The organism is Streptomyces sp. NPDC101160, from assembly GCF_044768205.1.
Taxonomy (GTDB): Bacteria; Actinomycetota; Actinomycetes; order Streptomycetales; family Streptomycetaceae; genus Streptomyces.
Genome location: NZ_JBIWPJ010000008.1, coordinates 338,304 through 352,491 on the forward strand (window position 1 = coordinate 338,304; position 14,188 = coordinate 352,491).

At 73.7% G+C, this 14,188-nt stretch carries 14 protein-coding genes; 8 read left to right on the forward strand and 6 right to left on the reverse strand.

Annotated elements, in window-relative coordinates; all coding sequences use genetic code 11:
* Positions 1–11 precede the first annotated feature (11 nt).
* Together ACIRSU_RS27285 and ACIRSU_RS27290 are read left to right on the forward strand one after the other, a co-directional pair.
* Complete coding sequence (locus ACIRSU_RS27285; protein WP_403797216.1) at positions 12–1,046, forward strand: phosphotransferase family protein; 1,035 nt, start codon at positions 12–14, stop codon at positions 1,044–1,046.
* A 7-nt stretch (positions 1,047–1,053) separates the two neighbouring features.
* Positions 1,054–2,271 (forward strand): acyl-CoA dehydrogenase family protein, encoded by a 1,218-nt coding sequence (locus tag ACIRSU_RS27290; protein WP_403797218.1) that lies wholly within the window; start codon positions 1,054–1,056, stop codon positions 2,269–2,271.
* A gap of 29 nt (positions 2,272–2,300) precedes the next feature.
* Here the strand turns inward: ACIRSU_RS27290 and ACIRSU_RS27295 are convergent, their stop codons facing one another.
* From ACIRSU_RS27295 to ACIRSU_RS27310, 4 genes are all read right to left on the reverse strand, one after another.
* Entirely contained in the window at positions 2,301–2,900 is a 600-nt protein-coding gene (locus ACIRSU_RS27295) for a hypothetical protein (RefSeq protein WP_403797221.1), read from the reverse strand.
* A gap of 132 nt (positions 2,901–3,032) precedes the next feature.
* Positions 3,033–3,626 (reverse strand): TetR/AcrR family transcriptional regulator, encoded by a 594-nt coding sequence (locus ACIRSU_RS27300; RefSeq protein ID WP_403797223.1) that lies wholly within the window; start codon positions 3,624–3,626, stop codon positions 3,033–3,035.
* Between the two features lie 39 nt (positions 3,627–3,665).
* Positions 3,666–5,357: an AMP-binding protein gene (locus tag ACIRSU_RS27305; RefSeq protein ID WP_403797226.1), complete on the reverse strand. Its 1,692-nt coding sequence runs from the start codon at positions 5,355–5,357 to the stop codon at positions 3,666–3,668.
* On the reverse strand, positions 5,354–6,121 hold the full coding sequence (locus ACIRSU_RS27310) for an SDR family oxidoreductase (protein WP_403797229.1): 768 nt from the start codon (positions 6,119–6,121) through the stop codon (positions 5,354–5,356). Before ACIRSU_RS27310 ends, ACIRSU_RS27305 begins: the two co-directional genes overlap by 4 nt.
* 168 nt (positions 6,122–6,289) lie before the next feature.
* Here ACIRSU_RS27310 and ACIRSU_RS27315 point away from each other — a divergent pair, with 168 nt between their 5' ends.
* The 5 genes from ACIRSU_RS27315 to ACIRSU_RS27335 all read left to right on the forward strand — a co-directional run bounded on the left by ACIRSU_RS27315 (position 6,290) and on the right by ACIRSU_RS27335 (position 12,363).
* Positions 6,290–7,570 (forward strand): exo-beta-N-acetylmuramidase NamZ domain-containing protein, encoded by a 1,281-nt coding sequence (locus ACIRSU_RS27315; RefSeq protein ID WP_403797232.1) that lies wholly within the window; start codon positions 6,290–6,292, stop codon positions 7,568–7,570.
* A gap of 125 nt (positions 7,571–7,695) precedes the next feature.
* Positions 7,696–9,075 (forward strand): erythromycin esterase family protein, encoded by a 1,380-nt coding sequence (locus tag ACIRSU_RS27320; RefSeq protein ID WP_403797234.1) that lies wholly within the window; start codon positions 7,696–7,698, stop codon positions 9,073–9,075.
* Between the two features lie 79 nt (positions 9,076–9,154).
* A complete protein-coding gene (locus ACIRSU_RS27325; protein ID WP_403797236.1) occupies positions 9,155–10,345 on the forward strand; it encodes a serine-threonine protein kinase in 1,191 nt (396 codons plus the stop codon).
* Positions 10,346–10,512: 167 nt separating this feature from the next.
* Positions 10,513–11,124 (forward strand): hypothetical protein, encoded by a 612-nt coding sequence (locus tag ACIRSU_RS27330; RefSeq protein WP_403797239.1) that lies wholly within the window; start codon positions 10,513–10,515, stop codon positions 11,122–11,124.
* A gap of 165 nt (positions 11,125–11,289) precedes the next feature.
* Positions 11,290–12,363: an RNA ligase (ATP) gene (locus ACIRSU_RS27335; RefSeq protein ID WP_403797242.1), complete on the forward strand. Its 1,074-nt coding sequence runs from the start codon at positions 11,290–11,292 to the stop codon at positions 12,361–12,363.
* Between the two features lie 63 nt (positions 12,364–12,426).
* Here the strand turns inward: ACIRSU_RS27335 and soxR are convergent, their stop codons facing one another.
* Positions 12,427–12,909 (reverse strand): redox-sensitive transcriptional activator SoxR, encoded by a 483-nt coding sequence (soxR, locus tag ACIRSU_RS27340; protein WP_403797245.1) that lies wholly within the window; start codon positions 12,907–12,909, stop codon positions 12,427–12,429.
* 105 nt (positions 12,910–13,014) lie between these two features.
* Between soxR and ACIRSU_RS27345 the strand changes: the two genes are divergently transcribed.
* Positions 13,015–13,476, forward strand: a complete 462-nt coding sequence (locus tag ACIRSU_RS27345) for a MaoC family dehydratase (RefSeq protein ID WP_403797248.1) — start codon at positions 13,015–13,017, stop codon at positions 13,474–13,476.
* Here ACIRSU_RS27345 and ACIRSU_RS27350 read toward each other — a convergent pair.
* Positions 13,467–14,096 carry a TetR/AcrR family transcriptional regulator gene (locus tag ACIRSU_RS27350; protein WP_403797250.1) on the reverse strand — a complete coding sequence of 210 codons (630 nt, stop codon included), beginning with the start codon at positions 14,094–14,096 and terminating at the stop codon, positions 13,467–13,469. The genes ACIRSU_RS27345 and ACIRSU_RS27350 overlap by 10 nt on opposite strands.
* Positions 14,097–14,188: the final 92 nt, after the last annotated feature.

The window sequence follows — 14,188 nt, forward strand, 5'->3', positions numbered from 1 at the left end:
GGTACGCCCGCATGAGCTCCGCACCGCCCCCAGGCCCCGTTCCCGGTCTCGACCCGGAGCAGCTGCGCCGCTTCCTCGACCGCGAGCGGCCGGGCCTGGTCGCCGGCCCGCTCACGGCCCGGCTGATCCAGGGCGGCCGCTCGAACCTCACGTACGCCGTGACCGACGGCACCGGCCGCTGGGTCGTGCGGCGCCCGCCGCTCGGCCACGTGCTGGCCACCGCCCACGACATGAAGCGCGAGCACCGCGTGATCAGCGCCCTGCACGCCACCGCCGTGCCGGTGCCGGAGACGGTCGTGCTGTGCGAGGACGAGTCGGTGCTCGGGGCGCCGTTCTACGTCATGGACTTCGTCGAGGGCACCCCGTACCGCTCCGCCGCCGAGCTCGCCCCGCTCGGCCCGGAGCGCACCCGTGCCGCCGTCCTCGGCCTCGTCGACACCCTGGTCGACCTGCACGCCGTGGATCCGGCCGCCGTCGGGCTCGACGACTTCGGGCGGCCCGAGGGCTTCCTCGACCGGCAGCTGCGCCGCTGGGGCAAGCAGCTCGCCGCCTCCCGGGGCCGCGAACTGGCCGGCATCGACGAGCTGCACGCCGCCCTCGGCCGCGGCCTGCCCGCCTCCCCCGCGCCCACCGTCGTCCACGGCGACTACCGGCTCGACAACGTCCTCATCGGCGCCGACGACCGGATCAGGGCGGTGCTCGACTGGGAGATGTCGACGCTCGGCGACCCGCTCACCGACCTCGGCCTGCTCGTCATGTACAGCACGCCGCTCGACCTGCCGGACTCCCCGATCTCCACGACGGCGAGCGCGGCCGGGCACCCGACCGTCGCCGAGCTGGTCGAGCGCTACGCCGCCCGCTCCGGCCGCGACACGGGCGCCCTCTCCTGGTACACGGCCTTCGCCTGGTTCAAGCTCGCCGTGATCCTGGAGGGCATCCACTACCGCTACACCCTCGGTCAGACCGTCGGCGCCGGCTTCGACCGCATCGGCGAGCTCGTCCCCGTCTTCATCGAGCACGGCCTGACCACGCTGCAGAAGGGCTGAATCCGTCATGGACTTCGCGTTCGACGCCCGCACCGAGGAGCTGCGGGCGAAACTCCTCGCCTTCATGGACGAGCACGTCTACCCCGCCGAGGCCGTCGCCGAGGAGCAGCGCGCCGCGCTCGCCTCGCCGTGGGACGTGCCGCCGGTCGTCGAGGAGCTGAAGGCCGAGGCGCGCCGCCAGGGCCTGTGGAACCTCTTCCTTCCCGACGAGGAGTACGGGGCCGGGCTCACCAACCTCCAGTACGCGCCGCTCGCCGAGATCACCGGCCGCAGCCCGCAGCTCGCCCCCACCGCCCTCAACTGCGCCGCCCCGGACACCGGGAACATGGAGCTGCTCGCCCAGTTCGCCGACGAGGCGCAGAAGAAGCAGTGGCTGGAGCCCCTGCTCAGCGGCGAGATCCGGTCCGCGTTCGCGATGACCGAGCCCGAGGTGGCCTCGTCCGACGCGACGAACATCGAGACCCGGATCCGGCGGGACGGCGACGAGTACGTCGTCGACGGGCGCAAGTGGTACATCTCCGGGGCCCTGCACCCCGACTGCCGGATCTTCATCGTCATGGGCAAGACCGACCCGGACGGTCCCGACCCGCGCCGCCAGCAGTCGATGATCCTGGTCCCGCGCGACACGCCCGGCGTCGAGGTGCGGCGCGCGATGAAGGTGTACGGCTTCGAGGACCACTACCACGGCGGCCACGCCGAGGTGCTCTTCGAGAACGTCCGGGTCCCGGCGGCCAACCTGATCGGCGAGGAGGGCGGCGGCTTCGCCATCGCCCAGGCCCGCCTCGGTCCCGGCCGCATCCACCACTGCATGCGCCTGATCGGCATGGCCGAGCGGGCCGTGGAGCTGATGTGCCGGCGCGCGGTGTCCCGTACCGCCTTCGGCAAGGCGCTCGCCCAGCAGGGCGTCGTGCAGAACTGGATCGCGGACGCCCGGGTGACGATCGAACAGCTGCGGCTGCTCGTCCTCAAGACGGCCTGGCTGATGGACACGGTCGGCAACCGGGGCGCCCACACCGAGATCCAGGCGATCAAGATCGCCACCCCGCGCGCGGTCGTCGACATCATCGACCGGGCGGTGCAGCTGCACGGCGCCGGCGGCGTCTCGCAGGACACGCCGCTCGCAGAACTGTGGGCGGCGGCGCGGACGCTGCGGCTCGCGGACGGGCCGGACGAGGTGCACCAGCGCTCGCTGGCCCGCCGCGAGCTCAAGAAGTACCTGAGCTGAAGAAGTACCTGTAGGCACCCCGTACGGGGTCAGGCGTGCCGGTCGCCGAGGGTGTAGCCGCCCTCGATGACCGGCATGTCCGCTGCCGGGGCCATGCACGGCGTCAGGAGCGGCTGCCCCTTGGGAGCCGGCGCGCCGAGACCGACCCGGGCCGGGCCGTTGGCGTGGTTGCCGGGGACGAAGAAGCTGAGGCCCATCCGGGTGTGCGGGTCGAAGGCCTCGTTCCAGGGGTGGCCCGGGCTGGTGCGGACGAGGCGGCCGGTCACGGTGGCGGTGGGGCCGCCGGTGCGCAGGCAGTCGACCTCGAAGTCGCCCCAGTAGTCACGGCCGTCGATGACGTGCGAGATGCGGAAGGTGCCCCAGGAGCGGGTGGGGATCGAGCCGCGCTCGTAGGTGGAGTGGGCGTCGACGCTGACCCGTACCGTCTCCGTGCCCGCCTCGTAGCCGAGCCGCGCCGATCCCGTGAGGGCGGAGGTGGTCACGGCCGACCCGGTGGCGGGCGCCGTCACGACCGCGAGGGCCGGCTCCGGCACAGGGGCCGGCTCCGGCGCGGGGGCCGCGGCGGCGGGGGTCGCGACCGCGGCGACGAGGGCGAGGACGGCTGCGGCGCGCAGGAGGTTCTTGGACACGGCGGAGCTCCGTTCGGGGCGGGGGCTGATCGACACGCCGATCCTCGCCGCCGCGCCCCGGCCCGGGCGTCCCCCCACGGTCCCGTCCGCCTCCCCCGTACGGGCGAGCCCCCCTCCCCCGGAGTGCGGGCGCTACGGCCGCAGGGCGCGCAGCAGCAGGTCGGCCAGGTGGTCGGCGACCTGCTGCGGGGTGAGCGGGCCCTCGGGGCGGTACCAGGTGGACAGGTGGTGGACCGAGCCGAAGTGGTAGTCGACCACCAGGTCGGCGGGGGTGGCGTCGGAGAAGACGCCGGCCCGCTGCCCCTCCTCGATCAGGGCGCGGAAGCGCTCGTGGTAGCGCCGCCGCTCGGCCCGTACCTGCTTGTTCTTCTCCGGGCTGAGGTGGTGCATGGAGCGGAAGAAGATCGACGCGTCGTCGAGGTTCTCGATGGTGGTGACCACCACGTCGGCGGCCGCGTCCCGCAGCCGCTCCTCGACCGGCGCGTCGGCCTGCGCGAAGGCGTCGAGCCGCTCCTGCTGGAGCCGCAGCACGCGCGCGTAGACCTCCTGGAGCAGGTCCTCCTTGGAGCCGAAGTAGTGGTAGAGGGCGCCCTTGGTGACGCCCGCCGCCTCCACGATCTCCTGCACGGAGGTCCGGTCGTAGCCCCGCTCGGCGAAGAGCCGGGTGGCGGCGGCAAGGAGCCTCTGGGGGACGGGCAGCGCGCTCCCGTCCGTCGTCCTGGCCATGCCGTTCCGCCTTTCCTTCGTGCCGGTGATGCTTTTCGGTCATTCCCGGGAACGCAGTTCCCGCCTGAGGATCTTCCCACTTGTCGTCTTCGGCAGCTCCGGCAGGATCTCGACCTCGCGCGGGTACTTGTACGCGGCGAGCCGCCGCTCGCAGTAGGCGGACAGCTCGGCGGGGTCGGCCGCGGCGCCCGGACGCAGGCTCACGTACGCCCTAACGGTCTCGCCGCGGTAGGCGTCGGGGACGCCGACGACGGCGGCCTCGCGGACGGCGGGATGGGTGTACAGGACGTCCTCGACCTCGCGCGGCCAGACCTTGAAGCCGGACGCGTTGATCATGTCCTTCTTGCGGTCGACGACGTACAGCCAGCCGTCCTCGTCCATGAAGCCGATGTCGCCGGTGCGCAGCTCCCCGTCGGGGAAGGCGGCGGCCGTGGCCTCGGGCAGCCGCCAGTAGCCGGGGACGACCTGCGGGCCGCGGACGGCGATCTCGCCGTGCGTGCCGAACGGGACCTCGGCGCCGGTGTCGTCGAGGATCCGGACGACGGTGTCGGGCCCCGGCACGCCGACGGAGAGGGTGCCGGAGACCGGGTCGACGGGTGCCTCGTGCTCGGGCGGTACGGAGGCGCAGGGCGCGGTGCACTCGGTGAGGCCGTAGCCGTTGCGCAGGTACGGGCCGAAGCCGGCGCGGAACCTCTCGACGAGCGCGGGCGGCACGGGCGCGCCGCCGGACGACATCACCAGGAAGGAGGCGAAGTGGTCGGGTGTGGCGGCGGGGTGGGCGGCGAGCGCCATGTAGGCGGTGGAGGGGCCGACGGTGTAGGCGGGCCGGTGCTCCAGGAAGGCGTCGAGGACGACTCCGGGCTCGAAGCGGTAGGCGAGCACGAGGGTGCCGCCGTTGGCGAAGCAGACGCCCAGTTCGCAGACGAGTCCGGTGATGTGGAAGAGCGGGGCGAGGACGAAGTAGCCGGCGCCGGGCGGCACGGGGTGGCCGGTGCGCTGGCGTTCGGCGTTGTGGACGATGCCGCGGTGGAGGTTGAGGGCGCCCTTGGGGGTGCCGCTGGTGCCGGAGGTGTAGCTGATCAGCGCGATGTCGTCGGTGGCGAGCTCGCGGCCGGCGGGGGCCGGGTGTCCGGCGCGGGCGACGGCGAGGAGGTCGTCGACGTCGGTCGCGACGGGCTCGAAGCCGAGGACGCGCGGGTCGTCGCGGGTCTGGAGCCCGCGCTCGTCGGCGGTGAGCGCGACCGGGACGCCGGCCTCGGTGGCGGCGGCGCGGACGTGCCCGGCCCAGGCGCGGTCGGAGCAGATGACGGCCCGGGCGCCGGAGTCGCGCAGCGCGTGGCCGACCTCGGCCGACTTGTACATGGGGTTGAGCGGGACGACGACCGCGCCCGCCTTCCAGGCGCCGAGCAGGGCGAGCACGAAGTGCGGGCTGTTCTGCAGCATGACCGCGACCCGGTCGCCGCGCTCGACGCCGCGGGCGGCGAGGTGTCCGGCGACCGAGTCGGACAGGGCGTCGGCCTCGCGGTAGGAGATCCGGGTGTCGAAGTAGGCGAGCGCCGGGTGGTCGGGGGTGCGGGCGGCGGCGGCCCGGAAGGCGTGCAGGACGGTCGGCGGCGGGTCGATGGGCGCCCGCTGGGCGGCGGTGAGCCGCCCGAGCCACGGCTGGGCCGCGTAGATCGAACCCGTGGCGTCCGTGCCGCGCTCCGTACCGCTGATTCCCTCTCGGGTCATGCGCGCGTCCCTTCTTCCCACTTCTGCTGGATGTGGTTCATGTTGCCGAGCCACCGCTCGGGGTCGGTGGCCCGGGCCCGGTAGTAGTCGGCGACCTCGGGGTGCGGCAGGACCAGGAAGCGGTCGGCTGCCATGGCGTCGAAGAGGGCGTCGGCGACGTCCTCGGGCTCGATGGCGGTGGGCGCGAGGACGAGTTCGCCGGCTGATCCGGCGGCCGTGAGCATGTCCGTGCGGACACCCTGCGGGCAGATGGCGTGGACCTTGAGGCCGCGGTGGCGGTAGGTGAGCGAGAGCCATTCGGCGAAGGCGTACGCGCCGTGCTTGGAGACGCTGTACGGGGCGGCGCCGACCATGGTGAGCAGTCCGGCGGCCGAGACGGTGGAGACGAAGCGGCCGCTGCCGCGCTCCAGCCAGTCGGGCAGCAGCGCGCGGGCCGCCCGGACGTGGGCCATGACGTTGACGTCCCAGGCGGCGGCCCACACCGCCTCGTCGGCGAAGGCGTCGCCGGGCGAGGCGAGTCCGGCGTTGGCGCACCAGACGTCCACGCTGCCGCCGAGCGCCTCGCGGGCCTCGTCGACGACGGCGGAGGCGTCGCCGGGGACGGCGACGGCGCCGATCTCCTCGGCGACGGCCTTGGTGCGGCCGGGGTCGAGGTCGTTGACGACGACCCGGGCGCCCTCGGCCGCGAAGCGGCGGGCCAGGGCGGCGCCGATGCCGCCTCCCGCGCCCGTGACGACGACTCCCGCGCCCTGCACCGTACTCATCGGGACCCACTCTCCGTTGGCTCTCTCGGCGACGATCCGAGTCCGGGCAGACTAACCGGTCGGTATGGAAGCGGGGAAGACGTCGGCCGGTACGCCTCGTTCCGCGCGGCCCGCGTCGGCGCTAGCGTGCGTGGCCATGTCAGGGAAGGCGATCAAGGAGGTCTCCTCGTGAGTGTGTCGAACCTGCCCGGCCTGTCCAGACGCGGGCTGCTGGCCGCGAGCGGCGCGCTGGTGGCCGCTTCGGCCGCTCCCGCGGTCGCCGACGCGCCGCCGGGGCGGGCGGTCGACGGCGACCGCGGCCACCGGGTCCGTACCGGTTTCGACCGGCTCGCCGCCGACGGATACGCGCTGCTCGCCGGCGAACGCGTCGGCGTCGTCACCAACCCGACCGGCATCACCCCCGAGGCCCGGCACCTCGTGGACGTGATGCACGCCGACGAGCGGGTGGACCTGGTCGCCGTCTTCGGCCCCGAGCACGGCTTCCGGGGCACCGCGCAGGCGGGCGGCTCGGAGGGGCGCTACGACGACCCGGCGACCGGACTGCCCGTCTACGACACGTATCTGAAGAGCGGTCAGCCGCTCGCGGACGTCTTCACGGCCGCCGGCGTCGACACCGTCGTCTTCGACATCCAGGACGTGGGCGCCCGCTTCTACACGTACATCTGGACCCTGTACGACTGCATGGCCGCGGCCGCGCTCGCCGGGAAGCGCTTCGTGGTCCTCGACCGGCCGAACCCGGTGACCGGGCGGGCCGCGCTCGGGCCGGTGCTCGACCGGGCGTACGCGACCTTCGTGGGCCGCGAGCCGATCGCGCAGGCGCACGGGATGACCGTCGCGGAGCTGGCCCGGCTCTTCAACGGGGAGTTCCTCGCGAAACCGGTGGAGCTGGAGACGGTGACGGTGACCGGCTGGCGGCGCGCCGACTTCCTCGACGCGACCGGGCTGCCGTGGGTGCCGCCGAGCCCCAACATGCCGACGCCCGACACCGCGCTCGTCTACTCCGGCACCTGTCTCTTCGAGGGCACCAACCTCTCCGAGGGGCGCGGCACCACCCGCCCGTTCGAACTGCTCGGCGCGGAGGGGATCGACGGCCGGTGGGCGGAGGCGGCGAACGCGCTCGCCCTGCCCGGGGTGCGGCTGCGCGAGGCGTACTTCGCGCCGACCTTCTCGAAGTTCCAGGGGAAGACGGTGGGCGGGGTGCAGCTGATGGTGCACGACCGCGCGGTCTTCGACCCGGTGCGGACGGGCATCGCGCTGCTCGTCACCGCGCGGCGGGCGTGGAGCGGCTTCGCGTGGCGGCCGGACAACTGGATCGACAAGCTGACGGGGTCGGCGCGGGTGCGCACCATGATCGACGCGGGAGCGGGCGTGGACGAGGTCGTGGGGGCATGGGAGGCGGACCTGGCGGCGTTCCGGGCGCTGCGGAAGGAGTACCTGCTGTACCACTAGGGGGTGTCTCGCCGGGCCGGCCGGCGGCTCGGGGTCTGCCCTAGGGGCGCAGGGGGGACAGCCCCCGGGTGATCTCGGGTGGATCCCCGATGGTCCGGCCCGGCCGGCGGCGCGAGGCTGGGGGCATGGACATCCGCTTACGACGTCGCCGCCGCCCCGTCGCGGCGCTGCTGGCCGCGCTGTGCGTGGGCCTGCTGGCCCCGGCCACCGCCGTGGCCCGTACGCCCGTGCCCGGCGACGGCTCCGCCCCGGCCCCCGACCCGGCCCGTGACCTCGCCGCGACCGCCCGCCCGCTGACCGACCTCCGCACCCTGGAGCGGATCGTCGGCTCGGCGAAGGTGGTCGGCGTCGGCGAGGCCACGCACAGCTCCGGCGAGTTCTTCCGCGCCAAGCACCGCATCTTCGAGGAGCTGGTGGAGAAGCGCGGGTTCACCACCTTCGCCCTGGAGGCGCCCTGGAGCACGGGCCTGCTGGTCGACGCCTACGTGCGCGACGGCAAGGGCGACATACGCAAGATCATGCGGGACGAGTTCCAGGAGTCGTACGCCTTCTGGAACACGGACGAGTACCTGGACCTGTTCACCTGGATGCGGCAGTACAACCTGCGCCATCCCGGCCACCCGGTCCGCTTCATGGGCAACGACCTCGGCTACGCGGGCCCGAACCTCTTCGACCGGGTCACCGACTACGTCGGCCGGAACCGGCCGGAGCTGCTGCCCCGCTTCCGGGAGCTGTACGCGTCCTCGCGGCCGAGCGGTGACGACGTCGGCGCCTGGATCAGCGAGCACCTGGGCAGGCCGCTCGCCGAGCGCAGGGCGCGGGCGGCCGAGGTGAACGAGGCCCTGGCCCTGCTCGAACAGCAGAAGCCGGCCGGCAAGGACCGCAAGGCGCGCGAGGCGTACGCCTGGGCGGTGCAGCACGCCCGGGCCGTCGCCCAGGTCGGCACCGAGTACGCGTACGACATCGGCACCCAGCAGGGGCTGGCCGGGGCGATGCTCTACCGCGACCGGATCATGGCCGAGAACACCGTGTGGTGGCAGCGGCAGACCGGCGACCGGATGGTGCTGTCCGCGCACAACGGGCACGTCGGATACGAGACGACCAAGCCGGAGTTGTACCCGCGGACCCAGGGCGCCTTCCTGCGCGACGCGCTCGGCAAGGAGTACGTGACGATCGGAGCCTCCTTCGGACGCGGCTCGTTCAACGCGCACGACTCGCGGGAAGCCGGGGAGCCGGTGCGGGTCTTCACCGTCGGACCGCTCGGCCCGGACAGCAACGCCCATGCCCTGGACCGGGTCGCGGACCGGTTCGCGGACCGGCCGTTCCTGCTCGACCTGCGCACGGCCGTACCGGCGGCGCGGAAGTGGCTGGACGTGGCGCGGCCGACGCGGGCGATAGGCACCACGTATCCCTGGCCGGGCGATGTGGCGGACGTGCGGCTCGGCACGGCGTTCGACGCGATCGTGCACTTCCCGGAGATATCACCGGCGCACCTGCGGCACTGAGCCGCGGCGCGACGACTGCCCGTTCCTCCGCGCGGGAAGAATCCACCCGCATCTCCCGGCGCAGGCGGAGGGACGGGCCATGACGGTGACGAGTGTCGAGCCGTACCGCGAGATCGTCTTCGACAAGGACGGCGACGGCCCGGCGGGCCAGGCGGCCGCGCTCGCGGCGCTCGCCCGGCAGGGGTGCACGGACCTGGTGGTCTTCACGCACGGCTGGAACAGCTCGCCGTCCGTCGCGACCGGGCTCTTCGACCGCTTCTTCGCGCCGTTCCCGCGGGTGGCGGGGCCAGCGGCGCGGCTCGGGTACGCGGGGCTGATATGGCCGTCGATGATGTTCAGCGACGAGCCGGTCCCCGACTACCCGGCGCTGGCCGCGGCGGTCCCGGACCGCGCGCCGGTGGTGGCCCGGCTCGCGGTGCTCGCCGAGACCGAACCGGCCGACGAGGCGGCGTTCGACGAGTTCGCGGACCTGCTGCGGGCGTTGGCGGGCGTGGCCGGGGACGCGGGCGCGACCGAGATGCCGGGGTTCCTGGCCTCGGACCCGCGCCGGGTGTACGGGATGTTCGCGGACGCCCTCGACGAGGCGGCCGGCGCGGCCGGCGCGGAGTCGCTGTTCGGCGGCGATCCGCTGAAGCGGCTGTGGAAGGGCGCGAAGGAGGCGCTGCGGCAGGCCACGTACTTCACGATGAAGCACCGCGCGGGCGTCGTCGGCGAGCGCGGCCTCGGCCCCCTGCTCGGCGAACTCGGCCACCTGGCCCCGGCGTTGCGGGTCCATCTGGTCGGCCACAGCTTCGGCGCCCGGCTCGTCGCCCACGCGCTGCCCGCGCTCCCCGCCGGCACCCGGACCGTGAAGTCGGTGACGCTCCTCCAGGGCGCCTTCTCGCACTACGCGTTCGCCACCCGTCTTCCGCACTCGCCCGACCGTCCCGGGTCCCTGCCGGGCGCCCAGTCCCGTGTCGACGGCCCCGTCGTCGCCTGCCACTCCCGCCACGACACCGCCCTGCGCGTCTTCTACCCGCTCGCCTCCCGCGTCTCCCGCGACGACGAGTCGCTCCTCGGCGAGGACGACCCGCGCTGGCAGGCCGTCGGATTCGACGGCATCCAGGCCGTCCCGGGCAGCTCCGTCCGCAGCCTGGCCTCGGCCCTGCGCGACGGACTGCCCGGCTCGGGCTGTGTGAGCGTGGACGCGGCGGAGGTGGTGTCGGAGCACAGCGACATCTGCCACGAGCAGTTGGCGGCCGTGGTGGCGCGGGCGGGCCGCTTCGGCTGAGGGCGCGCGGCCCCCGCCGTCTGCGCCCCTCGCGCCCGTCTGCGCCCGCGGCGTCCACCTGCGGCGATGCGGCCGGACGCACGAAGGGTGCGTTTCGATGGAACACGAAGCGCGGCTCGTTCGTCCATCTCATATCGCCGAAGGACAAGCGACGGAGGTGGCGTCCGATGGCCGGGTTCCGGAGTCTCGCGAGACAGGTGCGCGATCCAGGCAGCGACACGGCGCTCAGACGCTATTCGCTGCGCAAGTGCCTGGAGCGGTTCGCGCCCTACGGTCATCGGGCGACCTGGGACCATCTGTGCCGGCGGCACGGGTTCGGGCCGGAGGACCGGGAGGTGGATCCGGGGCGGCTGGTGGCCGCGCTGGATGAGCTGGAGGAGGCGCGGGCGGTGTGGCTCGCGTACGAGCGGGAGTTCGCGGAGCGGCGCAGGCGGGAGAAACACGGGGGGCTGCGCAGGCCGGGGGCCCTTGACGAGTGGCACCGGCGGATCTGGGGCGGCAACGGGGTGGCCCGGTGCGACGATCCACGGCACCATCCGTCGGCGCCGCTGCCGGAGGTGGTGGGGCGCCTGGTGGCCGCGCTGAAGCGGGGGCCGGGCGAAGGCTGTCCGGTGTGTGCGGGTCAGCGGATCGAGTGGCGGTCCGGGCTGCGGGACGAGCCGTGGTTCGGGCCGGTGTGCGCGGAGTGCGGGGTGCTGCTACCGCGGGCGGTGCTGACGCCCCGGGCGCTGTCCCGGACGCGGGATGAGGGTGCGCCGAGGCTCGCCTCGGCGGCGTGACGCCGACGGCCCGTCTCAACGGGGGGGGCGGCGGGCCCGGGGTTCGGCGAGGATTCAGCGAGGGCGGCGGCCGGGAAATCCGGTCGCGGGGCGGCGGGCACGCCCGGCAGAGTGGGCGGCGATGACCACGTCACCGAAACCCACCGAGCATCCGGAGCGCTGAAGATGTCGACGCTGCGCGTCACCGCCGAGACCCTGACCGTCCACGACCACCCCAACGCCGACGCGCTCGAACTGGCGCAGGTCGGCCTCTACCGGGCGGTCGTCGCGAAGGGGCGGTACCGGACCGGTGACGTGGCGATCTACATCCCGGAGCAGGCCGTGCTGCCCGCCGCGCTCGTCGACGAGCTGGGGCTGACCGGGCGGCTGGCCGGGAAGGCGGGCGACCGGGTCAAGGCGGTGCGGCTGCGCGGGGAGTTGTCGCAGGGACTCGTGTGCCGGCCGCGGGCGCTCGACGGAGTGGACCTGAAGCAGGCGGCGCAGGACGGGACGGACTTCGCGGAGCTGCTCGGCATCGGCAAGTGGGCGCCGCCGGTCCCGCCGACGATGAGTGGGGACGTGGCGGCGGCGCCCGACCTGCTGCCGTGGGTGGAGATCGAGAACCTGCACCGTTTCCCGGACGTCTTCGCGCCCGGCGAGCCGGTCGTCCTGACCGAGAAGCTGCACGGCACGGCCTGCCTCGTGACGTACCTCGCCGGGGAGCGGCGGACGGTCGTCTCGTCGAAGGGCTTCGGCGCCAAGGGTCTGGCCCTCACGGAGGATCCGCGCAACCTGTACTGGCGTGCCGTCCGCGACCACGGTCTGACCGCCGTCGCCGCCCGGCTCGCCGAGCGTCTCGGCGCGACGCGCGTCGGCCTCTTCGGAGAGGTGTACGGGGACGGGGTGCAGGACCTGCCGTACGGGGCGAACGCCCGGGCCGAGGGCCAGGTCGGGTACGCGGTCTTCGACGTGGCCGCCGAGATCGACGGGCAGGTGCGCTGGCTGGACCCGGCCGAGGTCCTGGAGCCGGGCGAACTGCCGCTCGTACCGCGCCTGTACACCGGCCCGTACGACCTGGACACCGTCCTGGCGCTGGCGAGCGGCCGGGAGACGGTCTCCGGGCGTGAGCTGCATCTGCGCGAGGGGGTCGTGATCCGTCCGGTGACCGAGCGGTACAGCCCGGTCGTCGGCGGGCGGGCGATCGCGAAGGCGGTCAGCCCGGCGTATCTGACCCGTAAGGGCGGAACCGAGTACGAGTGACGCCGGCCGACCGGCCGCATGGACCGAGCGGGGCCCGTCCACGGGGGTGGCGGGCCCCGCTCGCTATCCCTCCTTGGGCTCCTTGGGCTCCTTGCGCGACGGCAGCAGCCGCGAGCCGGTGATCCGTTCGCCGAAGACGTCGTCGGGGTTGGAGAGGACGCAGCTCTCCAGGGAGAGGCAGCCGCAGCCGATGCAGTCGGTCAGATGGTCGCGCAGCCGGTCGAGCTGCCTGATCCGCTCGTCCAGCTCGGCCCGCCACGCCTCGGAGAGCCGCGCCCAGTCCTCGCGGGTCGGGGTGCGTTCCTCGGGCAGTCGGGCGAGTGCCTCGCGGACGGTGGCGAGCGGGATGCCGACGCGCTGGGCGGCCCGGACGAAGGCGACCCGGCGGAGCGTGTCGCGGCTGTAGCGGCGCTGGTTGCCGCTGGTGCGGCGGCTGCTGATCAGCCCCTTGGCCTCGTAGAAGTGCAGTGCCGAGACGGCGGCTCCGCTGCGCGCGGACAGCTGGCCGACGGTCAGTTCGTGGATCTTCTCGGGTATCCGGTGCACTCGTCCGAGCCTAGGGGGTGTTCTGTCCGTTGACAGGAGCGCACCCGCACCCACAACATGCTAAGCAGTCGCTTAGACACATACGTGAGTGAGAGGGAGCGGAACATGGCCGAGCCGAGGATCTTCACCTCCGCCGAGGAACTGCGCGCCGGGGTCGGCGAGCAACTGGGCCACAGCGACTGGCTGGAGATCGAACAGAAGCGGATCGACCAGTTCGCCGACGCCACCGGCGACCACCAGTGGATCCACGTCGACCCGGAGCGCGCCGCGAGCGGCCCGTTCGGCAAGACCATCGCCCACGGCTATCTGACCCTGTCGCTCCTGCCCACCCTGGTGCCGCAGATCATGCGCGTCGAGGGCATGAAGATGGGTCTCAACTACGGCACCAACAAGGTCCGTTTCCCCGCCCCGGTGCCGGTCGGCTCGCGGCTGCGCGCCACCGCCGTGCTCACCGAGGTGACGGAGGCCGGCGGCGGGGTGCAGGTGACGGCGACGGTGACCGTGGAGCGCGAGGGCGGCGACAAGCCGGTGTGCGTCGCGGAGTCGGTCTCCCGCTACTACTTCTGAGCGCCCACCATCCGCAGCACGAGGTCGGCGTAGAGCGCGCCGACCTCGTCGGCGGTGCGCCGGCCCTGGGTGTTGAACCAGCGCGAGACGTCGATGCAGAGCGAGAGCACGGCGACGGTGGTGCCGGCCACGTCCGGGACGTCGAACTCCCCGCTCGCCACGCCCTCGTCGATGATCCGCCGCACGGTGGCGTCCGACTCGCGGCGCAGCGCCACGATCTCGGCGCGGTGCTCGGGGCCGAGGGCGTCGAGCTCGTACTGCACGACCCGGGCGGTGGTGTGCCGCTCGGCGTGCCAGCGGACGAAGGACCGTACGGCGTCGGCGAGCCGCTCGGCGGCGGTGCCCGGGGCGTCGGCGGCCTCCCGCAGGATCTCCAGGGCCTTGTCGTGGCCGATCCGGCTGATCCGGTGGAGCAGCTCTTCCTTGGTCTTGTAGTGGATGTAGAGCGCGGCCGGGCTCATCCCGGCCCGGCCCGCGATGTCCCGGGTCGTGGTGGCGTGGTAACCGCGCTCGGCGAACGCCTCGACGGCCGCGACCAGCAGGCGCCGGGCGGCCTCGGGCGTGACCTCGCCCCAGGGCATGTCCGGCTCGCCGCCGGGCGTCTCCTCCGCCGCGCTCATCGCACACTCCTTCTCGGGCTGTCCAAGGACGAACACCATACAACGAAGGTGAGCAAGCGCTTAGGGTTCGCCCGGGTCCGCGGCCGCCGGCC